General features: G+C 32.2%; 19 protein-coding genes. 14 read left to right on the top strand and 5 right to left on the bottom strand.

Translation table 11 applies throughout. The annotated features are described in order from the left end of the window. Window positions 1-2 precede the first annotated feature (2 nt). A complete protein-coding gene (gene mutL, locus ACUN28_RS10420) occupies window positions 3-1,946 on the top strand; it encodes a DNA mismatch repair endonuclease MutL (protein ID WP_016136804.1) in 1,944 nt (647 codons plus the stop codon). Between the two features lie 73 nt (window positions 1,947-2,019). Here the strand turns inward: mutL and ACUN28_RS10425 are convergent, their stop codons facing one another. Then, complete coding sequence (locus tag ACUN28_RS10425; protein ID WP_016136803.1) at window positions 2,020-3,378, bottom strand: aminotransferase-like domain-containing protein; 1,359 nt, start codon at window positions 3,376-3,378, stop codon at window positions 2,020-2,022. A 393-nt stretch (window positions 3,379-3,771) separates the two neighbouring features. On the opposite strand from ACUN28_RS10425, the gene ACUN28_RS10430 reads away from it, so the two are divergent. The 4 genes from ACUN28_RS10430 to ACUN28_RS10445 all read left to right on the top strand — a co-directional run bounded on the left by ACUN28_RS10430 (window position 3,772) and on the right by ACUN28_RS10445 (window position 6,657). Next, window positions 3,772-4,680, top strand: coding sequence for a DMT family transporter (locus ACUN28_RS10430; protein ID WP_016086651.1), 909 nt, complete (start codon window positions 3,772-3,774; stop codon window positions 4,678-4,680). Window positions 4,681-4,847: 167 nt separating this feature from the next. Continuing rightward, a complete protein-coding gene (locus ACUN28_RS10435) occupies window positions 4,848-5,168 on the top strand; it encodes an ArsR/SmtB family transcription factor (protein ID WP_016086652.1) in 321 nt (106 codons plus the stop codon). Window positions 5,169-5,203: 35 nt separating this feature from the next. Further along, the gene (locus ACUN28_RS10440) at window positions 5,204-5,707 is read left to right on the top strand and encodes a DUF3902 family protein (protein ID WP_016086653.1); all 504 of its coding nucleotides are present in this window, start codon (window positions 5,204-5,206) and stop codon (window positions 5,705-5,707) included. A 128-nt stretch (window positions 5,708-5,835) separates the two neighbouring features. Next, window positions 5,836-6,657 (top strand): peptidoglycan-N-acetylglucosamine deacetylase, encoded by an 822-nt coding sequence (locus tag ACUN28_RS10445; RefSeq protein WP_016086654.1) that lies wholly within the window; start codon window positions 5,836-5,838, stop codon window positions 6,655-6,657. Window positions 6,658-6,942: 285 nt separating this feature from the next. Here ACUN28_RS10445 and ACUN28_RS10450 read toward each other — a convergent pair whose 3' ends face one another. Then, window positions 6,943-7,128, bottom strand: coding sequence for a hypothetical protein (locus tag ACUN28_RS10450; RefSeq protein ID WP_016086655.1), 186 nt, complete (start codon window positions 7,126-7,128; stop codon window positions 6,943-6,945). Between the two features lie 454 nt (window positions 7,129-7,582). On the opposite strand from ACUN28_RS10450, the gene ACUN28_RS10455 reads away from it, so the two are divergent. Next, complete coding sequence (locus ACUN28_RS10455; protein WP_116329155.1) at window positions 7,583-10,396, top strand: dynamin family protein; 2,814 nt, start codon at window positions 7,583-7,585, stop codon at window positions 10,394-10,396. Window positions 10,397-10,495: 99 nt separating this feature from the next. Here ACUN28_RS10455 and ACUN28_RS10460 read toward each other — a convergent pair whose 3' ends face one another. From ACUN28_RS10460 to ACUN28_RS10470, 3 genes are all read right to left on the bottom strand, one after another. Continuing rightward, complete coding sequence (locus ACUN28_RS10460; protein WP_016086657.1) at window positions 10,496-12,415, bottom strand: LTA synthase family protein; 1,920 nt, start codon at window positions 12,413-12,415, stop codon at window positions 10,496-10,498. Window positions 12,416-12,884: 469 nt separating this feature from the next. After that, on the bottom strand, window positions 12,885-14,222 hold the full coding sequence (locus tag ACUN28_RS10465) for an NAD(P)/FAD-dependent oxidoreductase (RefSeq protein WP_016086658.1): 1,338 nt from the start codon (window positions 14,220-14,222) through the stop codon (window positions 12,885-12,887). Between the two features lie 265 nt (window positions 14,223-14,487). Continuing rightward, complete coding sequence (locus ACUN28_RS10470) at window positions 14,488-15,285, bottom strand: cell wall hydrolase (RefSeq protein ID WP_016086659.1); 798 nt, start codon at window positions 15,283-15,285, stop codon at window positions 14,488-14,490. Window positions 15,286-15,582: 297 nt separating this feature from the next. Here ACUN28_RS10470 and ACUN28_RS10475 point away from each other — a divergent pair, with 297 nt between their 5' ends. From ACUN28_RS10475 to ACUN28_RS10510, 8 genes are all read left to right on the top strand, one after another. Beyond that, window positions 15,583-17,424: a S8 family peptidase gene (locus ACUN28_RS10475; RefSeq protein ID WP_016086660.1), complete on the top strand. Its 1,842-nt coding sequence runs from the start codon at window positions 15,583-15,585 to the stop codon at window positions 17,422-17,424. A 176-nt stretch (window positions 17,425-17,600) separates the two neighbouring features. Continuing rightward, a complete protein-coding gene (locus ACUN28_RS10480) occupies window positions 17,601-18,581 on the top strand; it encodes a phosphatidylinositol-specific phospholipase C (protein ID WP_016086661.1) in 981 nt (326 codons plus the stop codon). A gap of 223 nt (window positions 18,582-18,804) precedes the next feature. Continuing rightward, window positions 18,805-20,520 carry a methyl-accepting chemotaxis protein gene (locus ACUN28_RS10485; protein ID WP_016086662.1) on the top strand — a complete coding sequence of 572 codons (1,716 nt, stop codon included), beginning with the start codon at window positions 18,805-18,807 and terminating at the stop codon, window positions 20,518-20,520. Between the two features lie 231 nt (window positions 20,521-20,751). Beyond that, entirely contained in the window at window positions 20,752-22,161 is a 1,410-nt protein-coding gene (locus ACUN28_RS10490) for a GH1 family beta-glucosidase (protein ID WP_016086663.1), read from the top strand. Between the two features lie 30 nt (window positions 22,162-22,191). After that, window positions 22,192-22,899 (top strand): GntR family transcriptional regulator, encoded by a 708-nt coding sequence (locus ACUN28_RS10495; RefSeq protein ID WP_016086664.1) that lies wholly within the window; start codon window positions 22,192-22,194, stop codon window positions 22,897-22,899. 208 nt (window positions 22,900-23,107) lie between these two features. Further along, window positions 23,108-23,299 (top strand): hypothetical protein, encoded by a 192-nt coding sequence (locus ACUN28_RS10500; RefSeq protein WP_000006467.1) that lies wholly within the window; start codon window positions 23,108-23,110, stop codon window positions 23,297-23,299. 53 nt (window positions 23,300-23,352) lie between these two features. After that, on the top strand, window positions 23,353-24,033 hold the full coding sequence (gene bshB2 / locus ACUN28_RS10505) for a bacillithiol biosynthesis deacetylase BshB2 (protein ID WP_016086665.1): 681 nt from the start codon (window positions 23,353-23,355) through the stop codon (window positions 24,031-24,033). 23 nt (window positions 24,034-24,056) lie between these two features. Further along, entirely contained in the window at window positions 24,057-24,830 is a 774-nt protein-coding gene (locus tag ACUN28_RS10510) for an alpha/beta fold hydrolase (protein WP_033660112.1), read from the top strand. Window positions 24,831-24,892: the final 62 nt, after the last annotated feature.

Consider the following 24,892-nt stretch of genomic DNA (forward strand, 5'->3'; position numbering starts at 1 on the left):
AGATGGGGAAAATTCGCAAACTCGATGACCAACTCTCTAACTTAATTGCGGCAGGGGAAGTAGTAGAGCGCCCTGCCTCAGTCGTAAAAGAACTTGTGGAAAATTCTATCGATGCGAATAGTACATCTATTGAAATCCACTTAGAAGAAGCTGGTTTATCAAAAATTCGCATCATTGATAATGGGGATGGCATTGCAGAAGAAGATTGTATCGTCGCTTTTGAACGACATGCGACGAGCAAAATTAAAGATGAAAACGATCTGTTTCGCATTAGAACACTCGGTTTCCGTGGTGAGGCATTGCCGAGTATTGCCTCAGTTAGTGAATTAGAATTAATCACTAGCACAGGTGATGCACCTGGTACGCACCTTATGATTAAAGGTGGAGACATTATAAAGCAAGAGAAAACAGCGAGCCGAAAAGGAACAGATATTACAGTACAAAACTTATTCTTTAATACACCAGCGCGTCTTAAATATATGAAAACCATTCATACAGAGCTTGGGAATATTACAGATATCGTGTATCGTATTGCAATGTCACATCCAGAAGTATCATTAAAGTTGTTTCATAATGAAAAGAAATTGCTTCACACATCAGGAAATGGTGATGTAAGACAAGTACTTGCATCAATTTACAGTATTCAAGTTGCGAAGAAGCTTATTCCAATTGAAGCTGAATCTTTAGATTTCACAATTAAAGGTTATGTAACATTACCAGAAGTAACGAGAGCATCTCGAAATTATATGTCAACGATCGTAAATGGTCGCTATGTTCGAAATTTCGTATTAATGAAAGCCATTCAGCAAGGATACCATACATTACTGCCAGTCGGACGATATCCAATCGGCTTCTTATCGATTGAAATGGATCCAATGCTTGTTGACGTTAACGTACATCCAGCGAAATTAGAAGTTCGTTTTAGTAAAGAACAAGAATTGCTAAAGCTTATCGAAGAAACATTGCAAGCAGCATTTAAAAAAATACAGCTCATCCCAGATGCAGGTGTAGCAACGAAGAAAAAAGAAAAAGATGAAAGTGTGCAAGAACAATTCCAGTTTGAGCATGCGAAGCCAAAAGAGTCATCTATGCCAGACATCGTTTTACCGACGGGCATGGATGAAAAACAAGAAGAACCACTGGTTGTGAAACAGCCAGCACAACTGTGGCAACCACCGAAACAAGAATGGCAACCACCACAGTCGCTCGTAAGAGAAGAGCAAAGTTGGCAGCCATCCTCTAAGCCGATAATCGAAGAACCGATTCGAGAAGAAAAATTTTGGAATAATAACGAAGAGGACTTTGAATTAGAGGAATTGGAAGAAGAAGTTCGAGAAATAAAAGAGATTGAAATGAACGGTAATGATTTACCACCGCTTTATCCAATTGGACAAATGCATGGAACATATATTTTCGCCCAAAATGATAAAGGCTTATATATGATTGATCAACATGCCGCGCAGGAACGTATTAATTATGAATACTTCCGTGATAAAGTAGGAAGAGTAGCGCAAGAAGTACAAGAGCTACTTGTACCATACCGTATTGACTTATCTCTTACTGAATTTTTACGTGTCGAAGAGCAACTAGAAGAACTGAAAAAAGTTGGACTGTTCTTAGAGCAATTCGGTCATCAATCCTTTATCGTCCGTTCACATCCAACGTGGTTCCCAAAAGGACAAGAAACAGACATTATCGACGAAATGATGGAACAAGTCGTCAAACTAAAAAAAGTTGATATTAAAAAGTTACGTGAAGAAGCAGCCATCATGATGAGCTGTAAAGCATCGATTAAAGCAAATCAATATTTAACGAACGATCAAATATTTGCTTTACTGGAAGAACTACGTACAACAACAAACCCATACACATGCCCGCACGGAAGACCGATTCTTGTACATCATTCTACTTATGAGTTGGAGAAGATGTTTAAGAGGGTTATGTAGGATTAATTTATTTCATGTGAAACATTAAAAGACACCTTTATTTTAAGGTGTCTTTTTGAGTTTTACATGAAGATTAATACCATATTATATTGTCTTTTTTCTTTTCCACCATGTCTACTATATAAGCTGCCAATTCCCGAATACCATATTCTATTTTATCTTTATTTACTTGGGAGATACTTATCCGGAGTACCTTTTGTTTGTTTCCTTCTAAATACATTCTAGATGCATTATCTACATAAATATGTTTTTCTTTTAAAGAATGAATCAACTGGTCAACGTTTATATGTGAAGGTAAGAAAATAGTAAGATACAAACCACCTTTTGGCTTAGTAAATTTTATATAGCTGGGTAAATAAGTTGAACAAGCATTTAATAAGATATTCATTTTATTAATGTACAATTTTTTTACATTGTCTATATGATAATGAAACATTCCACTTTTTAGATATATTTCTAAAGCGCCTTGTGATAGTGTTGATGTATTGAAATCAGCAATAAATTTATATTGTACAAATTGATCAACCATCGCTTCAGGGAGTATAACTGTTGCGATACGTAATCCTGGTACAAATACTTTTGAAAAACTTTTAACATAAATGACCCTTCCGTTAGGTTCGTATGCAAATAATGGATCTGCCTTGGAATCTACATCAAATTCTGCCAAATAATCATCTTCTACAATGTAAACATCATATTTTTCTGCAAGAGCAACAATTTTTTTCTTGTCTTCATTTGTATAATGATGGCCAAGTGGATTATGAAATCTTGGCATAGTATAAAAGAATTTAATATCTTCATCACGGAATAAAGCCTCTAGTTTACCAAAATCAATACCCTCCATTGTTAAATCAATTCCAAGTATTTCATTTTGATTTAGCAGTAAAGTATTTATCATACCATAATAGGTAGGTTGCTCAATTAATACTTTTTTCTTTCCGTTTAAGAATGGCATTATCGATAGTATATTTAACGCTTGTTGTGATCCAGAAGTAATAACAAGTCGCTCAGGTTTTGTAAATACTTGTGAATTTTGTAAGTAATTTACTAACTCTTTTCTTAATGAGAATAACCCCTGCGGCTCACTATAAGCAAAGATTTGTGTTTTATACTGCTCAATTGCTTTATTAATACAAAGTTGGAAATCTTCATACGGCATGGTTCGTTCATCTGGACCTACAGATAAAAAATCAATATTTTCATTTTCATCAGGTATTAAGTGTGTATTTACTACGTAATACCCACTTTTAGGTTTGGAATAAACAATATGTTGTTTTTCTAATTCTAATAATGCTTTTACCACCGTGTTTTTACTACATTGAAATTGATCAGCCAGTGTTCGGATAGAAGGTAATTTATCTCCTGCTTTAAATTGCTTATCCTCTATTTGTTGTTTTAACCATACTAAAATGCCTCTATATTTTGAAATCATATAAATTCTCCTTGCAATTTGTACCATGATAGATATGAAATTCTACTGTATAGAAAAGTTCAATAACAATTACAATCATACTTAATTAGCGTAAACAGTTTAATAATGATTATGAAGTACATTTATGTATTTGTGAAGGGGGAATTGAACAGACATTAAAATAATATGTTGCTACTTTTAAAATATCAAACCATTTAAATTAATCATTATTCTTCGTGTCAATTATTCTATATTGTAACGTTATACATTTCCTTTGCAATCTGTACCATGACAGATGTGAAATTCTATTATATAGAAAATGTTCAATTTCAATTACAATCATATTAAATTAGTTTATTCATTTTTAACTATGGCTAGAAGGTTACATTTATGTACCTTTAAAGGGAGGATAGAATGAAAAATAATGTAAGAAAAGGAATGCTCCTAGGATTTATTGGTGTCATTTGTTTTAGTCTAACACTACCTGCAACAAGAACCGCCGTACCTTACTTTGGTGCTACAATTGTTGGGTTAAGTAGAGCTGTTATAGCGGCAATAATTATTGGGGTTATTTTTATTAAAAAACAAGAAAAATTACCAACTAAAAACCAATTAAAGAGCCTATGGATTGTAGCTATTGGTGCTGTATTAGCCTTTCCGTTATTATCAACCTTTGCTATGAAATCGTTACCCGTATCACATGGAGCCATTGAAGTGGCGTTACTACCACTGGCAACAGCTGGATTTGCAATGTGGCGCGGAGGTGAGAGGCTTTCTAAGCGCTATTGGATTTCGAGTAGTATTAGTACGATAACAGTTATTCTTTATGCCTTTTACTTAGGCTTAGGCCAATTACAAATGGGTGATATAGCATTAATTGCAGCTGTACTAATCCTAGGATTAAGCTATGCAGAAGGTGGAAAACTTTCGAAGGAGCTTGGAAGTTGGAAAGTAATCGCATGGGCGAATTTAATTGGTGCCCCATTCTTTATAATTCCCGTTGAACTAAGCATGTCCAGTGATATGCTCCAAGCACCTATAGAAGCTTGGATTAGTTTATTCTACTTAGCCATCATAAGTCAATTTTTAGCTTATATTGCTTGGTACGGCGGTATGTCTTTAGGGGGCATTGCAAAAGTTGGCCAGTTACAATATTTACAGCCATTTTTAATGATTGGTTTTTCTGTTTTATTCTTAGATGAATCTATTACATGGTTAACAATTGTCTTAGCGTTTATTGTTGTCATGTGTGTAATTATTGGTAAAAGTGATCCTTTAGTTAAGACGGAAGTACAATATGAAAAGCATATACTTCATAAATAAGGTAACAATCTTTTTAAAAGCTAGTTAATAATTTCAGTGAGAAGCATCATCAAAAATTCAATTATTGAAAATGAAATTTAAATAAATTAAATATTGAATATTCACTATGTTATTAATACAGGAGTTAAATGAAAAGAAAATTGAAATTTACGGAGGATTAACAAGTAATGAGTGATGAACAACTTACAAATTTATTTAAGGCATTATCAAATACAACTCGATTGAGGATAGTACAATTACTGAAAGATCCAGAAAAAAACTTTCCTCCTCAATTTCCTAATCAAAGAGGAGGAGACTTTCAAGGAGGAGTTTGTGCAGGGGATATACAAAATAAAATAGGTTTAGTTCAATCAACGACCTCTCGTAATTTGTCATTGCTGCAAAGGTGTGGCCTCATAGAGAATAAAATTGTGGGCAAGTGGTCTTATTATCGCAGAAATGAAAAAGTAATTAAACAGTTAGATTGTTTTATTCGTAAAATCCTGTAGTACAAGAAAAAAATGTTTAAGGAAGTGAAAGCATCATGAAATCAGCATTAAATAACATACTCATCTCCTTAATTCTTGCATTAGGGGGGATAATTTTTCTTCTATTTAATTTAAAAGGAAACCAAGATTGGGTCTTAAGTTGGATAGGAGTATTACTGGCATATCTATCTTTGGCCATTTTAATAGATTTATATAATAAAAAGGTATATTACACAATGTTTCCTAAAATATTAAAAAGAACTTTGTTTATTTCCTTTAATGCTGCAGTATTAGTAATTATAGTAGGTATAACATACCAAATACTAGGTAAATGGAATCTTACTATAATGATGTTTTATTGGCTACTAATTTTGTTATTACATATAATTACAATAGTAACATTAGTAACTCTAATATTTGTAAATCTTAATGAGCAAAAATACAACTGGTTATATAAATTTATTATACTTTTAAACATTTGTCTTACTTTAGGACCAGTATTATATCCAGTGGTTTTAATTATTATTGGAAATGGTATAAACAGTAGTGCAGGGAATTAATCTTTGCCGAAATAGATTATTAAAATGATTAGCAGAAAAGAGTTTTGTTAAAGAACTCTATTATCTAATAGGGTGGTAAAAACTAAATAACATAAAGTGAATAATAGGATAGAAAGAAGAATTAAGGAATGAAAATTAAGCTTAAGAAAAAACGAATTATAAGTGTATTCCTGGCTATTATATTAGTAGCAATAGGTTATTACATGTTTCAATCTATTACGAATCCTAAGCAGGTAAATGCAGAAGAGATAAACAGTGTCCAATCAGTGAGCAGTCTACCTAAAAATGAATTGAGAAAATCGATACCTAATCGTTTTGATGGTAAAGAAAGAAAAGTTGTATACTTAACTTTTGATGATGGACCAGGAAAATATACAGCTAATCTATTAGATGTATTAAAGAGAAATAATGTGAAAGCAACATTTTTTTTAATTGGTAACAATGTGAAAAGGTTCCCGGATTTAGTGAAACGAGAGCATGTAGAGAACCATTATGTGGGCATGCATAGTATGACACATGATTTTAAAAAGTTATACACCAATCAGGAATATGTTAAGGAAATGAAAGAGGATCAATCTTTAATTAGAAATGTTATTGGAAACACACCGAAATTAACACGTCCACCATATGGATCAATGCCCGGCTTAAATGAATCACTTCGAAATGAAGTGGTTGGAAATAATTTGAAAGTCTGGGATTGGACAATTGATTCTTTAGACTGGAAATACAATAAATTACCAGTTGATGTAGCAGCCGCAAAAATTGTTCAAAATGTATTAGCAGGTGCAACATCTTCAAAGGAAGTGGTTTTAATGCATGATATTCATCCACAATCTATTGCTGCAGTTCCAGAGATTATAAGAGGATTAAAAGAAAAAGGTTATGAATTTGAAGCTTATGATGAAAATAATCATTTTTCGGTAAATTTCTGGCATGATAAGCGCATATAGGAAAGATTATGTATTGGTTGAGTGAAGAATAGTGTGAAATAAATAACTAGGTATAGATTTGTAATATTAAAAGAGCGTGTTTAGTGAATGAAAACACGCTCTTTTTGCAGTTTATTTCTAAATCAAGGTGGCTTCAATGTATCTATGTATAAAAAAGCGCCGTATATCAGCACTTTTTAAAGGTACGTAAATTGTATAATAAAGATTTCTACATTATGAAACACATAACTATGCATGGCCAAATATTGATTCTTATTTGGCTAATTGTTATAAGGATCAATATGATTATTTATTTTTATTATTATTAATTTTTTCCGTATATAGCACCTGTTCTTTATAGTGCTTCTTAATTGGGAAGTTATGTGTGCCTGAGCCGTTTTTGTATGTTTTATTGATGGGGTTCTTTAGAGGAACTGTTGTAGTTTCAGTAAATTCATATGGGTAATTTATTTTAGATTTATCTTCAAACATGAAAATGCCTCCTTCTTAGGATTTCCTGAATTCTTTACTATAACATGATATGCATATAGATTTTTTTGGGACTAGTTATTTATATAGGTTAATGGAATTTAATTACGAAACTACTGAAATATTTCAAAGGAAAATAATTTGAGAAATATATGATAAAGATTTCTTTTATTTGTTAGGGAAGAGAATTTTGCATATATATTCGTTATAAATTGTTTTTATAATATGATTTATATAGGTTTTTCTTGATAATATAATGCAGGAGATTATAGTGTTATTAGGTTATTAGGAACATTTAATGCTGTTTCATAACTGAAAGGAAATTGAAAAAAAACTGAAATTTTTCTCATAAAAATTCAATCTAACTTGAAAAATGAAAGGAAAATGAAATTTTCCAAAAGATATTCTTTGTTAAGATAAAAAGCATACATACAAAAAGTATTGACATATCTTAAAAATGTATTTTCAAGATATAGTGGGGGAAAAGATGAGAGTAGAAAAACAATTAATAAAAAAGATGTATTATGAAACATTCCTAATGGAGAATGAAACAAAACAACCTCTTGACGTACTTGGAGAAGTTTATGTAAACGAAGAAAAAAATGAGATTTCGGATGGATCTTACATTCGTTTTGCACAAGGTGAATTTTACTATCGTCATCAAGATTTTGAAGCAGCTATTTTTAAATGGGAGAAGGTTCGTAATGAATTAGAACCATGGGCACAAAAAAATATTGCGGATGCTTATTTCGAACTGAATCAATTATCAGTTGCTGAAAATGTTTATACTTCCATTACTACTGATAATAAAATATTGATGACTGAAATTGGACTGCAATTACTTTCTCTTTATATCGAGCAAAATAATTTTGACTCAGCTTTCGCTGTTATTAAAGAAGCAGTTACTTTAAATCCCGATTATCCGAATGTCACAAAAATTGCCCGTTCCTTTTATGAGGAACAACAAGATTTTGATAGTGCAGTAGAGCTTGCTGTGAATGAGTTAATTCGAACAGAATCTTATCCATGGTTTGAGGTGTTAAAAGGATATATCGATAAAGGATTTACTAAACATATTTCACCAGATTATTTTTATGATGCATTAGTTACATTAAATAATATAGATCAAGTACAATTTACACAAATGGTTTCATCACTTTGGAACAGTTACAGAAATGAACAAAATTACTTATTGTGGCTTAACACAATAAATGAATTTTTCTTACATATTGAAATACATTCGTCCGATATATGGGACAAAATTTCTTCTCTTTACGAAGAAACATACTTTGTATTAATTCAAGGGAAATATATGCTTAGACAATTACACGATATCATTCCAAATCTTTTAACAAATTGGTTAAAAGTAGTTAATCCGTCTTATGCTGTATTTCCATCAGCAGCTGTATTGGCATGGGATGAGAGTTTTCCTTCCCAAATAGATTCAGCAAATATAAAACATGCGGAAAACCTGCTGTCATATTCTATTAATCATGTGAATGGTTTAGAGTACAGTTTACATCTTTTTGAATCTATTACACAGTGGGCACAAAAGCACAATATAGAAATAGGTCACCGATTTAGATGGTTAGTTGACGAACTCGCAGATTTAAGAACAAATCGTATTTTAGTAACGGGAACTTCAGGGAACGGAAAAACTACATTTATCAACTCTATATTAGGAGAAAATATATTAGAAAAATCAATTTCAAATGTAGTAGTTTTAAAAAATGATGCTCATACAGAAATTAACGCCATAACAGACGCTGCAATTACAACAACGGAAGATATCTCTGATTACCATAATATGATGTCTCAGCACCATCAAACATATAGAGATAGAGCATGTGTTGAATTTAAATTACCATGCAGATTTTTAAGTGAAAATAAACTTACATTTGTAGTTACACCTGGCTTTAATAGGAATAACGACACTAGGGATGAGGTATTTGAATATCTGAATTCTGTGGATGAATTATTATTTGTATTGAATGCGGATTCACCTTTTACTGATAAAGAGCGTGATATTCTATTAAGCATTCAAGAACATACACCAAATTTACAAGTGCATTTCTTATTAAATAAAATCGATAACATTTATAGTGAAGCAGAAGTGAAAAGAGTATTACATGATACAGCAGCGAGAATAAACACATATTTCCCGCATGCGAGGATTTTCCCTTACTCTTCGTTATATACAAGTAGTCAACAATTGAATGAATTAACAGAGTTTGTTCACTTTAACTTTAAACATAAAAATATCGATGCAGAACGTACTGAAAAGCTATTGTTTTTCATTCGAAAAACAATTACATATCTTTTGGATAAACGCGTTGAGAAAGAAAATAATCTAGTGGATACTATGAATTGGAATGAAGATATGCTAGTGAAACTAAACGGTAGCATTAATAACCTTACTGCATTTGAGAGGGAAAAAATTCATTTCATTACACAATCATATCGTACAATGAAAACTGAAATTGCGAATGATCTTACTGAAAATATTCCGAAGATATTACAGGGTTGTTCAGATTTAATGAGTGAAGAAAGCGATTTCGGTCATATGGATATGGAACTAAATAAAGCAATGAATGAAAGAGTGCATAAATATTTAGAACAAACTGTATTACCTAATCTTGCTCTTTCTATGCAAAATTGGATTGCAACTTCTAATAATGAGCTCCTTCAAAGTCAATCGTACTTAGAAGAACTTAGTGAAGGACTTAATTCTTTATTTGGAGAAAATCGAATACAGTTAGAATGTGATTTTAAAGTGCTAGATGACTGGCGTAGAGATACTGACAGAATGACGACTAGAATACAAATGGATGAAGTAAATATTTTACGTCGATTTACGCCAGCACAATTTTTACTGAAAAGTGCCGGTAAATTATTTGGAGTTCTTCCTAAAAACAAAGCTATGCTATATAACAAATACAAACAGTATGTAGAAAATGAAGATTATACCGAGGTAACGGATTCTATTATGAAGAAATTTTTCTTGCAATTTGAGCTATTTGAAAACACACAAGAGCGAGATATTCATATATTCTTTAGGAATCCATTTAACTCCTTGAAACAAGCTGTAGAAAATACACAATTAGAAATACAAGAAAAACAAGAGATGTTACATAAAATGAAATCAAATCCTGAAGTTTATCATGATTCTATCATGCTCTTTGAATTGAGATTACGTCAATGTGAGGTGATTTTAAATACAGGTGATGATTATACTTATACAGATGTAACTTTAGAAACAAGTGTAGAATAAAAGTAAAATATATAAGATTTTTTATTTGAAATTGCATCGCATGTTATAAGAGAGTAAAAGGGAGCAACTGCAATGAGTTGCTCCCTTTTCATATTAAGATTATTTTTTAGTCTCTTTAATTTTAGTTTGTACTTCGCCAGTTTTAATTTTATTACTTTCTGAGAAACGTAATAAATCGCCTTCAATAATTTTGTCAGACATTCTTAATTCATTTTGTGCACGGTTAATGAGTGCTTGTGCTTCTTTTTTTTGTAAATCTACAATTTCACCTGTTATGCGGTCATAGAAAGTGTTGTTTTTGTAGGCATACTTGTCTGTAATAAAGCTACCATCACGTAAAACAACAAAACCGGTATATTCATCTGAAAACATATCATGGCCAAAACGGATATCGTTCGTAGTATCAATCCCTAATAAATTTAGAATAGTAGGTTTCATATCGATTTGTCCCGTAGGCTTTGAAATCGTTTGACCTTCTGTTTGTCCAGGGACATGAATATATAAAGGTGTGCGTTGTAAATTTAAAGTATCAAATTCGGTTATTTGATCTTTTTCTAAAAACTGTGCCATTGCACGATTATGTTTTTCAGAAATGCCATAATGATCACCGTATAACACAATAATAGAATCATCATACATTCCCTCGGCTTTTAAACGCTCAATAAATTTTTTAATGGATTCGTCTAAGTAACGTGCTGTTACGATATAACGATCAAATACACCATTACCAGAGTTATATGGTTCAATGAATTTTGTATCTTCATCATACGTAAATGGATAATGGTTCGTTAAAGTAAGGAAACGAGCGTAAAATGGTTGATCAACAGTTTTTAATATATCTACTGATTGATCAAAGTATTCGATATCTTTTAATCCCCAATTTAAATTTGTTTCGGGCGTAATTTTGTAATCAAGTTCATTATAGTAACGATCATAACCGAGAGCAGAGTACATGATATTACGATTCCAAAATGTGGCGTTATTCGCATGGAATACAGAAGTGAAATAACCTTGCTGACGTAAAATTTCTGGAGTCGCAGTATAATCATTGTTACCGTGTGTGAAAAATACAGCTCCTCGATTTAATGGATACAACGACGTATCGATTAGAAATTCAGAATCGGATGTTTTTCCTTGTCCAGTTTGATGGAAAAAGTTATCAAAGTAATAGCTTTCATTTATGAATTCATTCAAGAATGGCGTAACTTCTTGGCCGTTAACTGATGCGCCTATTAAAAAGGTTTGCAGGGATTCAAGAGTAACGACAATTACGTTTTTTCCTTTCGCTGCACCAAACATATTAGGGTTTGGCTCACTTTGGTTTGCCTTTACGTAGTTTTCAGTTTCTTGTAATTTACTACTATCAGCAAGTGCCTTTTGTGACCCTGCTTTTACTTGCAGTGTTAAATCATAAACTTGATGCGTGTATAGTCCTAAGTTTTTAACAAGCATGACTCGGTCGAATGATCTCGTTAATAGTTCCGGTCGCTCTTTTTCTGCAAGATGTAGATTTACAAAAAATACACCAATCGTTAAGAGAAAATATAACAAGCGTGCGGAATGAGTTACGCGTCCTGTTTGGAAGACTAATGACTGCTTCTTTAATAAAATAAAGAAGAAAATAATGTCTACGAATGCGAGAATAATTTTGTAGTTCAATATTTCTATAATACTGCCGCCTAATTGACCAAAGTTTGATGTTTGTCCAAGTACTGGTAACGTAACAAAATCACTATAAAAATCATAGAACATTACATTTCCAACGAGTACGATTGTTAATAAGAAGTTAAGACATAGCGCGATATAATTTCGCTTTTCACCGGTTGTAAATAATGCTAATCCGACAAAAGCTAATGATGCAGCGAGAGGGCTAATAAACAAAATAAGCTCTTGTGTAGAAGACTCAATTTTTAAATCAAAACTGAACCTTGTAATAAGATATGTTTTTAACCATACTGCTAAAGCAATTATTAAAACAAAGCTTATATTTTGCATTTGTAAATTGATTTTATTTTTCATTTTTACTCCTTCTTTATACAATTTATTTAACTTGTGTTATATATTATATTTTTATAACTATTAGAGTGTAATGAACCATTTAGCTAATGGTTTCTAAAGGTAATAATATAAAGTATTCATATTATTACAATAGGGAATTTTAAAGCATAAATCTGTTTTTTTAGAACAGAGCAGAAAAAGTCATAGTTGTAGTAAAAAATACTTATAGACATCCTAACATATTAAACACTATGGTGATGTTACAAAATATCGAACAAATGAAGGTGGAAATGAATAGAGGCTTTTAAAACTGTTGACATTCAATTTGTTAGAATTGAATGTCAATAGTTTTACATACACGGTTATATTAGATATGTATCTCGTAAAATCCCGATTCTTTGCGGGATAATCGTTAGCGGGGGGAGGATAAGGTACATAAATAAAGCATTATGGAAGTTAAAATATTTGATTGCTATCTTAATGAAAGAATTTAATTGTCATATAAATATTTTCCAACATACAACCCACTTGCAGCGGCTTGAGATAATGAATGAGTGACGCCTGAACAATCTCCAACTAAAAATAGTCCATGCACACTTGTTTCAAAATGGTTATTGATTTTTATCGTAGGAGCATAGAACTTTCCGTCAATTCCATATAATAAAGTATCTTTATCGATCGGTTCTTGGATCAATTGTTCTAAGCGTAATAAAAATTCTTTAAGTCCTTTAATATATAATGGAGGAATTTCTGTATTCAAATCTCCATAATCTCCTTTTAGTGTAGGCTGTATACTGTTATGTTTCATGTCGTTCGCTGTTGTAGGTTGTTTTTTTAGTAAGTCCTCTAAGCGCTGTATAACAATCCGATCTCGTCCTTGGTTAATGTTTTTTATAATTGAACTTGCGTATACATTTGCTTCTTTGAGAGTTGAAAAATAGCGCGGGATAAATAAAGTGAAATTTAAGTTAGGTGTGCCAGTTCCTTTCTCCCGAAAATTTTGACCGTCAGGCATAACTAAACCTTCTTCGTACTTTCTAATAATACGTCCTTTTGGATTCATACAGTACGTAGTTGCTGTGAAATCTTCATGCTCATAAGAAAGTTTTGTCTCAAATGTATCTTTTAATATAGAGCGTAATTGGTGTTCTTTCATCTCTACTCTAATACCTAAATCTACACGAATTTGTTCTTGAGAAATATTTAGAGAAGTGCACATTTCTTTTAACCAATCCGCTCCGGAACGTCCAGTTGCAAATACTAGTTGCTTAGATTGAACTGTTCCTTCATTTGTCTCTATTGTAAAATGATCTTTCTGTTTCATAATGTGTTGTACATCTATATGAAATTGTATATTTATTTTCGTAAGTAAAAATTCATAGAGCTGCTGAAAAATGTCACTTGAAAGTGTAGTGCCAAGGTGCCTTACTTCTGTTGTTAGCATTTGTAAACCGCACGCTTCAGCTCTCTTATTGAGAGTTGGATTTTCCGTAGAATATTTTGAAACAGAACTTCCTCCGAACTGACATAGAATTTCATCTACTTCAGCCATAAGTTGTATAAAGCCTTCTTTACCGACTTTTTGCTCAAGTTCTCCGCCAAATCCGTTTGTATAATTAAATTTCCCTTCAGATTTTCCTAAACCACCAAACCCAAAATATTTATCGCATGTAGTACAATTACACACTTTTCCTTGGTCTAAAGGACAATGGCGATCTTCTAGCGCTTTACCTTTATCAAGAATTAAAACCTTTTTGTTACTTTTAGCTAGTGAATAAGCCATAAAAATGCTACTTACTCCAGCACCGATAATTGTAACATCATACATTTTCTTTCACCTGCTAACGAATAGTTTGTTTTTTATTTTTCTAGTGTATAACAATTTTATGAAGTTAAGAAATAGCTTTTATTAATAAAGAGAGAGTTTTTGAACTTGATGCTTTTTTAATTTCTCCGATGGGTGAAGTAAATACAAATGTTTTTATTTGAAAGAAGAAATGGTTTTAAAGGATCACTATGTCATATGATTAATAAAATCTTAGATATAAAAAACAGACCTTTAAAGTGAAGAGGTCTGTTAATGATTTCAAATCTTATTTAGCGAAGACATGGTTACCGATTACTGCTACTGTTTGACGTGTCGTAATCCATTTGTCTGTTGATGTTTTTGGGTTATAGAAATAAAGCCAATCAGAATGTATTCCATTTGTGGAGATAGCCTCTTCTACTGCCATTTTTGCTTCTGGGCTCGCAGGATGATTAATTCTTCCATCTGTAACAGGAGTAAATGCATATCCGTGTTTAATAGGTTCATAAATAACGCCTGTTATTGTATTTGGAAAACCTTTTGCGTTTACACGATTTAGTATAACTTTTGCTACAGCCACTTTTCCTTTATAGGATTCGCCACCTGCTTCAGCGGTAACTAAGCGTGCCATTAAGTCTTTTTCTTTTTCTGAAATGCTTGAGTTAATTTTCAAATGTTGTCCCGTATAAAGTTTGTTTCCGACTGTATTGTTGATTTGTTTTATAGATTGAACGGTAACATTGTAACGCTTTGCTATCGTTTCTAATGAATCTCCCTGTTGTACTTGATAAATAATTTGTCCAGAAATGTTTGCAGGTTTGACGTTTTGACGAACGGTAATTTCATTTGAGTTCGTGGACCCTGGAATATTTAACTGTTCGCCAATGAAAGTTTGATCGTTTCCTTTATTATTAGCCTGTTTAATGGATTGTATTGAAACGCCGTATTGTTTACTAATGCCCCAAAGTGTATCATTCTTTTTTACTGTGTGAATGGTAGAAGCTTCAGCTGTACTTTGATTACATACGAATGTAATTGCAGCTGCAGATAAAGGGATTATATGTTTTATTTTTAATAATTTCATTGTAAATCCTCCTAGGAAAAATAAGGTGAAACAGTTAAGTAATGTAGTTCAGAATTTATATGTATAATATTTTAATATAAGTATATTAGCACGTATAAAATAAATAATCATTATAAGTTTCTTATTTAGTTAGTTTAGAGTCCGAATATGAAATATTGCATATGAAAATACATTGAAGTTCATATTGCTGATTACTATAATCTATTTAGTAGAAGGATAACTTTATATGTTATAGAAATTAAATCATTATAGATTAATATAATGATTTAATAGTTTGTCAATTGGAGGAGTGATGTAATGAATATATTTAAAAGAATATCTGTTTCAGTTGTAATCATTTCAATATGTTTAGGAATAGGAGGTATTGTCAATATTGTAAATGCTGATTCTATAGAACAGCAGGGTAAATTAGGAATAGAGCAAGAAGCAGGTAAGCAAATCATTGTAAAATTTAGAGCAGATTTGAAATTGCCATATGAAGATGGTATTGAAAAACAGATACAAGATCAAGCAAGTGACAAAGTACTAGAAGATCTTTTGGTAGAATATCCAGATGCAACATTTACTCGTTTATTTACATCTGTAAGTCCAGAAGAAATACAAGACCTTGAAGTGAAAGCACCTAATAATGTATCTACAAGTTTATTAAACTACTATATTCTTCGAAATCAAAATAGTGGGCATGAAGAAGAACTAGTAGATAAGCTAAAGGCATCTTCTTTAATAGAAGATGTGTATATGAAGAAACAAGAAAAAATAACGCCACCAGAAGTACAACCATCAAATGTATCTCTTAATCCTAATAATAATCCTAGATTTAAAAAACAAGGATATCTTGAAGCAGCCCCATACGGTATTAATGCGTCTTTCGCCTGGGGAGTTCAAGGTGGAAATGGAAATGGTATAACTTTTGTTGATATGGAATATGGTTGGTTATTAAATCATGAGGATTTAGTACATCAAAATATTGAATTAATGTCTGGAATAAATATAGATCAACATGTCGGCCATGGGACGTCTGTACTAGGAATTGTATCCTCTGAGGACAATGAAGTTGGGAATATTGGGATTGCGCCAAAAGCGAAAGCAAAGGTGATTTCTCAAATAAGAGATAACGGACAGTATAATACAGCTGATGCAATATTAAGTGCTGTAAATCATTTAGAAGCTGGGGATGTTTTATTATTAGAGGCACAAGCTTCCTTTGATGGATATGGTGATAAATATTTACCTGTTGAAGTACAACCAGATATCTTTGATGCAATTCGTGCTGGTACAGATAAAGGTGTTGTCATTATAGAGGCTGGAGCAAATGGTTGGAATGATTTAGATCAATTTAAAGATAGAAATGGTAAACAAATTTTAAATCGCAATAGTAAAGATTTTAAAGATTCAGGTGCAATTATGGTAGGAGCGGGCTCTTCATCTTTCCCTCACGAGCGCATGTGGTTTTCGAATTATGGAAGCCGTATTGATGTGTATGGCTGGGGAGAAAACGTAGATACAACTACAGCTGAGCAAAGTCGAAGTGCTGTAAATCTTTATACATCTAGCTTTAGTGGCACATCGAGTGCTTCGCCTATTATTGCCGGAGCAGCGACTTTAGTACAAAGCATTGCTAAAGAAAATTTAGGACAACCATATAGACCAAGTGAACTAAGAGCAATATTAAGCAACCACAACACAGGAACAAAATCTAAAGATCCATATTTAGATAAAATTGGTGTTTTACCAGATTTGAAGTCTATACTAGTAAACTTAGGGTATGGACAAAGAAAACCAAACGGTGGGAATGAGTTACAAGTAACAGAAAATGAACCAAATAATGAGCCTAGACAGGCAAATAAAGTTAATATTCATACACCGGTGAAAGGAACGCTACATAATAGGGATAATGTAGATGTATTTACTTTCCAAATTGACTCACCGGAAAATATTAATATTTCTCTACTAAATGAACAAAATATCGGAATGACATGGGTACTTCATCATGAATCAGATTTAAATAACTATGTAGCATATGGTGAAAATGAAGGAAATGTAGTTAAAGGAACTTATAATGCAAAGCCAGGTAAATATTATTTATACGTCTATAAGTATGAGAATAAAGATGGTTCATATGTATTGAACATAAATTAAACGAAAGGAACTTCAGCTGAAGTTCCTTTAAATTTTTCTAACTCAGGATATGTGAATGACTTTTTAACTTTACTTCTATGCAATATTTCATACTTATAAAATGTTATTTATTTTTTACTCACCAGATTATATTATATTCAATAAGTTTGATATAAAACGGAAAAGGAGGAAGAATAATGAGCAGTAAGAAATTTATTTTGAAATTATTCATATGTAGTACGATATTTATCACATTTGTATTTGCGTTACATGATAAGCAAGTAGTTGCGGCTATCTCTGTTAATGAGCTTGAAAATTGGTCAAAATGGATGCAACCTATACCTGATAATATCCCGTTAGCACGAATTTCAATTCCAGGAACACATGATAGTGGAACGTTCAAGTTGCAAAATCCGATTAAGCAAGTATGGGGAATGACGCAAGAATATGATTTTCGTTACCAAATGGATCATGGAGCTAGAATTTTTGATATAAGAGGACGTTTAACAGACGATAATACGGTAGTACTTCATCATGGGCCATTATACCTTTATGTAACAATGCATGAATTCATAAACGAAGCGAAACAATTTCTAAAAGATAACCCAAGTGAAACGATTATTATGTCTTTAAAAAAAGAGTATGAGGATATGAAAGGGGCAGAAGGTTCATTTAGTAGTACGTTTGAAAAAAAATATTTTGTTGATCCTATCTTTTTAAAAACAGACGGAAATATAAAATTGGGAGATGCTCGTGGGAAAATTGTACTACTAAAAAGATATAGTGGTAGTAATGAATCTGGAGGATATAATAATTTTTATTGGCCAGATAATGAGACGTTTACTACAACTGTAAATCAAAATGTAAATGTAACAGTACAAGATAAATATAAAGTGAGTTATGATGAGAAAGTAAAATCTATTAAAGATACGATAAATGAAACGATGAACAATAGTGAGGATCTAAATCATCTATATATTAATTTTACAAGCTTGTCTTCTGGTGGTACAGCATGGAATAGTCCATATTACTATGCCTCTTATATAAATCCTGAAATTGCGGCATATATTAAACAAGAGGATCCAAAAAGAGTTGGTTGGGTTATCCAAGATTATGTTAGTGATAAGTGGTCACCGATTCTCTATCAAGAAGTTATAAGAACTAATAAGTCGCTTTAATTTTCACCATAATTTCATAGAAACAATGTAACGCTATTAAAAGTCTTGTGGAATTCCCATAAGACTTTTTAGTATTTGATATTATGAGAATCAAAGTTCTTTGAATAGGTTTATATAATAATTTAATGCAGTGATAAGATCGATACGAAAAAATTGTCGATAAATGTCGATTATTATTGTAATATAAAACACATAAATATAATATACAGATGAGGTGGATTTGTTGTCTTTTATTAAAAATAGTAAAATTGGAACGAAATTAAATGTGTTAGTCATTATATCGAGTTTGGCTTGTATCATGTTATCTTCACTGGGGTTTTTAGGGCTTCAAAAAGGTGAAAATACATCTTCTAGTATGTATGACGAAAGGCTATTACCAATTGAATGGATAGGAATTGTAGAATCAAATTTTTACCATGTTAATATGAATTTTATGGAGATTATGATATCGAAAGATGAAAAAAGAATGAAAGAACTAATAACAGAAATGGATAAAACCAGGAAAGAAAATGATGAGTTATTAAAACAATTTGAAACTAGAATTAGTTCTCATAAAGAAAAGGACTTGTATAATGCATTCCAAAGTCAATTCAAAGATTTAAGAATACAAATGAAGAAAGCACAGGACTTGGGACTGACTAATAATGAAGAAGCGTATAGCTATTATTTAAAAGAAATTGAACCTAATATGGGAAAAACAATTCAGTCTATTCGTGAACTTATTTTATATAATAATACCGCGGCTGAACAACTACAAAAAGAGAATGTTAATAGTGTGAAAAATACAAAAATAATATTTTTAATTATTTCATTTGTTGGAATCATAATAATCATTTTTATTGGTTTTATAATAAAAAATGCTATAAAAAAACCTATTGTATTATTACAAAAAGATATGGAACGAGTATCTGCTGGAGATTTAACAATTCGAACTTCTTATAAATCCGAGAACGAATTAGGCCATATTGTACAATCCTTTAATAGTATGTTAGATAACTTGCAACAATTAGTCGGTCAGGTGAAGGTTACAGCGAAAGAAGTGATTATTTCAACTGAAAATATGCTACAAGAGACAAAAACGGCAGTACATATATCAAACGAGGTTGTTCGAACTACTTCTGAAATAAATAAAGAAATAAAGGGACAAGTGACTAGTATTCAAGAAAGTTCAACTTCGATGGAAGAAATTACAACTGGAGTTCAAACGGTAGCTGAATCTTCAGCGATGGTTGCTGAAGTTGCTGTTGCAACAATAGACCAAGCAAATTCTGGTAGTGAAGTTATAAAACAATCTATTCGTCAAATGAATAGTGTGAATGAAGTTGTCGAAGAAACTTCTAAGGTTATTGATAGACTTGTTACACGTACACAACAAATTGAAGAAGCGCTAGATATTATTACTAATATTGCGGAACAAACGAATTTACTCGCCTTAAATGCTGCAATTGAGGCAGCACGCGCCGGAGAAAATGGAAAAGGATTTGCAGTAGTTGCAGCTGAAGTAAGAGGTCTGGCTGAGAAATCTAAAACATCTGTAAATGATATAAATAATTTAATACGTTTTATACATCAAGATACACAGGATACAGTTCATGTAATGAAAAAAGGTCAAGAACAGGCTAGTGGTGGTAAAGAAGCAGCACATAAGGCAGAACTCGCATTTTCATCTATTATGCAAGATATTAATAGAATAACGTTTCAAATTCAAGAAGTGTCTGCTGCCACAGAAGAAATGTCTGCTGGGACAGAAGAAGTGAATGCCTCTTTATCAATAGTTTCTGAGACTGCAACACAAGTCGCACAAGAAACGAATCGAACGGTACAATCAATTCAAGCACAAGCCACATTGATTCAAGAAATAACGACGAAATCTAATGAAATGAAAAAGAAAGTCGAAAATTTAGAAATGCTAATTTCACAATTCATTATTGAAGAATAAGTCTGTTAACATTTATCATTAATATAAACTTTAAGATACTTAATATTGCTGCGTTGCGCAATTAAAAAAAAGGACCTTCATAGGTTCTTTTTTTTATAAATGGTGTGAATGCTATGTTTAATTATAGTGAAAAGCAGAAACTTATTATATAATAATCATTTAAATTTGTACCTATAAATTTTATATGTAATAATGAATTTGATTTATTCTAATGAAATGGAGGTATATACTATGAAGTTTCCACATGATTTTTTATTCGGAGCTGCTTCAGCTTCTTATCAAGTAGAAGGTGCATGGAATGAGGATGGAAAAGGTGTTACGAATTGGGATGAGTTTTCAAAAATTCCTGGCAAAACATACAATGGAACAAATGGTGATGTAGCGGTTGATCATTATCATCGATATAAGGAAGATGTTCGTTTAATGGCTGAGATGGGATTGGAATCGTATCGTTTTTCGATTTCTTGGGCGAGAATATTGCCGACTGGAGATGGAGAGGTAAATGAAAAAGGAATTAAATTTTATAACAATTTAATTGATGAATGTTTAAAGTACGGAATTGTACCGTTTGTCACTTTATATCATTGGGATCTACCATCACCGTTAGAGAAAGATGGTGGGTGGACGAATAAACGAACAGCAGAGGCTTTTGTAAAGTATGCAGAAATTTGCTTTAAGGCATTTGGGGATAGAGTAAAACATTGGATTACTTTTAATGAAACAGTAATGTTTTGTGGATTAGGCTATTTAAAAGGTGCACATCCACCAGGGATACAAAATGATGTTCCAAAGTATTTTCAAGCGACTCATTATGTATTTTATGCGCATGCGAAAACAGTTGCGGTGTACAAGCAGCTGAAACAGTATGGGGAAATTGGGATTACACATGTTTTCTTACCTGCTTACAGTGTGGATGATCAAAAAGAAAATATACTAGCAGCAAATCATGCGAATGAATATGAAACGTATTGGTACTATGATCCAATTTTAAAAGGCGAGTATCCGTCTTATGTTGTACAACAATTAAAGGAAAAAGGGTGGACTCCTAATTGGACGGTTGGAGAATTAGAAATCATTAAACAAAATGCCGAAAAGAATGATTTTATTGGCTTGAATTATTATCAACCAATACGAGTAGAAAGATACGATATGGATATAAAGAGCGAGGAGCATTCTCGAGAAAGCTCAACACTTGCTCCAGGTAATCCTTCTTTTGATAGTTTTTATCGAACGGTTAAAATGGATGATAAAACATATACAAAATGGGGATGGGAAATATCTCCCGAAGGTTTCTTAGATGGATTGCATATGTTGAAAGAGCGTTACGGTGACATAAAGATGTATGTAACGGAAAATGGACTTGGTGATGAAGATCCAATCATTGACGGAGAAATTGTAGATGTTCCGAGAATTAAATTTATTGAAGAGCATTTAAAAGTAATAAAACGTGCAATTGAAGAGGGAATCAATTTAAAAGGTTATTATGCATGGTCAGTGATTGACCTTTTAAGTTGGTTAAACGGATATAAAAAGCAATATGGCTTTATTTTTGTCGATCATAATGATAACTTAAAACGTAAGAAGAAACTTTCGTTTCATTGGTATAAACATGTGATCGAAACGAGAGGAGAAGAGTTATAACAGATAAAAGAGTATTTTAGGAGAAAGTGTATGAGTGCAAAGTATAAACAAATTGCAGATGTGTTAGAGCAAAACATTCGAGACGGGCTTTTTAATGAAACGAAAAAACTACCTACAGAAGAAGCGTTGATGAATCGATTTGAAGTAAGCCGTAATACGATACGTAAAGTAATTAGTCAGCTTGTGAATAGAGGTTATATTTTTCAAGTGCAGGGTAGTGGTATGTTTTTACGTGAAACTTCTGTAACAGATTACATTAATTTAGGAAGTTTACGTGGATTAACGAAAAATCTCGTTTCGCAAAATATTGAAACGAAAGTGTTAGAGCTTGAAGTAATAGATGCGGACGAAGAGATAGCAAAGCGGATGCAATGTGAAGCTGGAACTAGGATATATTTTTTGAAGCGCTTAAGAATTGTAGATGCTAAACCATTCTCTATTGAAGTAAGTTATTTCAAAAAGGATATTATTCCATATTTGAATGAAGAAATAGCATTAAGCTCTGTATACAGTTATTTCATTGAGGATTTACAATTAAATATTGGTTTTGCCGATAAAGTTATTAGTTGTGAAAAAGTAAATAAAGAAAATGCAAAGCTTTTAGAATTAAATGAAGGTGATCCGGCGCTTCTTATTGAAAATATAGTTTGTCTTGTAAACGGGACAATTTTCGAGTTATCTCAATCGATGTTTCATTATGAAAAGACTAAACTTTTAAATCGAATTAATTTCAAATGAAAATAATTTATCGTGTAAAAAAAGCAACTGCTCCTAAGTGATCAGTTGCTTTTTATTTTCAAAGTGGATGAGCAAAAAAACACGAAAGTGGTTGGTCCGTTTTTTACAAACATCTATTATGATAAGAGAAGAAAGGTAGTATGTTATCAACATTTTAAAGAGGAAGTTCTTTATTAAGATAGACTTTCCTTAGAGAGGTGAAAATACAATGAGTTTTGCAATTTCACTAGTGGTTATTATTGTAATTGTATCGCTGTTTGGGACCGTGCTAGTTGCACGAAATGTGGAGGAGAATTACGGCAAGTCTACAAAGAGAAATGTGAAAAACTTATCAACTATTTATATTATCCTTCTTTTCGTACTACTTGTTGGGGTAACGTGGTATGCGGTAGTGATTTAATAGCTTTTAAAGGACAAGGTTAATATTGTGTATGATGGAGGAGTATGATTTTGATGAAAAAGGAACGCCACGTTTTAATTGTTTTTCCACATCCAGATGATGAGTCATATTGCGTGGCAGGTACAATTTTAGCTTATGCGCAGCGAAATGTTCCTCTTACTTATGTTTGCTTAACGTTAGGTGAAATGGGGAGAGCGATGGGAAATCCTTCTTTTGCAACACGTGAATCATTATATGCTATACGAGAGAAAGAACTAAAGCGGGCTACAAATATTTTAGGGATTAAAGATTTACGCATGATGGGATATCGTGATAAAACTCTTGAATTTGAACCTCCCGGAGAGTTAAGGCGTGTAATACAAAAATGTGTAGAAGAATTGAATCCTTCATTGGTTATTTCTTTTTATCCGGGATATGCTGTTCATCCAGATCATGATGCAACAGGAGAAGCGGTAGCCGAGGCGTTAGCTAATATTCCGGAAAATAAAAGGCCAACATTTTATGCGGTAGCTTTTTCAAATAATCACGAAGCGGAAATAGGTCCTCCACATTTTAAAAATGAAGTGAAAGAATATGTTCCCAAAAAGTTAGAGGCATTGCAAGCACATGCATCACAATTTGCGACTAAAGTAACGGAACTGAAAAGAGAGTATGAAGATGGTGTGCGAGAAACAGTTGAATGGTTAGAACAAGAACCGTTCTGGATATATTCATTCAAAGATAAGAATAAGTGATGTTACAGCTGAAGGTGATGAATATGTATTTTGAATATAAGAATCGAAAAATTTCTTACAATATAGAAGGATCGGGCCCTGTTATATTGTTATTACACGGTCTTGGAGGAAACACAAACAATTGGCTATATCAAAGGCAATATTTCAAAGAGAATTGGACAGTGATTTCTCTTGATTTACCGGGGCATGGGAAATCTGAAGGGCTGGAATTTCCGTTTAAAGAATATGCAAATGTTTTGTATGAATTATGCTGTTATTTAAAGCTACAAAAAGTAGTCATTTGTGGTCTGTCAAAAGGTGCTAGAACCGGTATCGATTTTGCTATTCAATATCCAGGCTTTGTTTCTAGCTTAATTGTTGTAAATGCATTTCCTTATTTGGAGCCTGAAGATCGAAAAAAACGACTTGAAGTATATGATTTACTTAGCTTGCATGATAATGGAAAAACATGGGCGGATACATTATTGAAGGCAATGGGAGTAGCAAATAATGAAGTAATTGTCAGGGGATTTTATCAATCTTTACAGTCTATTAATCCGGTGCATATTCAAAGATTATTTGCTGAATTAGTAGATTATGATCAAAGACCATTTCTTTCAAATATTTCTTGTCCTGCTTTAATTATAAGAGGGAGAAATGATGATTTTGTGCCAGAAAAATATGTAAGAGAGTTTGAAAAACATTTAAAAAATACAACTTACATTGAGTTTAAAAATAGTGGACACTTACCTTATTTAGAACAGCCGATCAGGTTTAATATGACGGTAGAAAGATTTTTAAATCGTGGGCTTAATTAATACTATAGTTACAGTGAATACTGTTATTAGTGAGTAAAGTATAGTTCGTTTTGAGGGGAGGC

This window comes from Bacillus sp. WC2507, assembly GCF_052656125.1.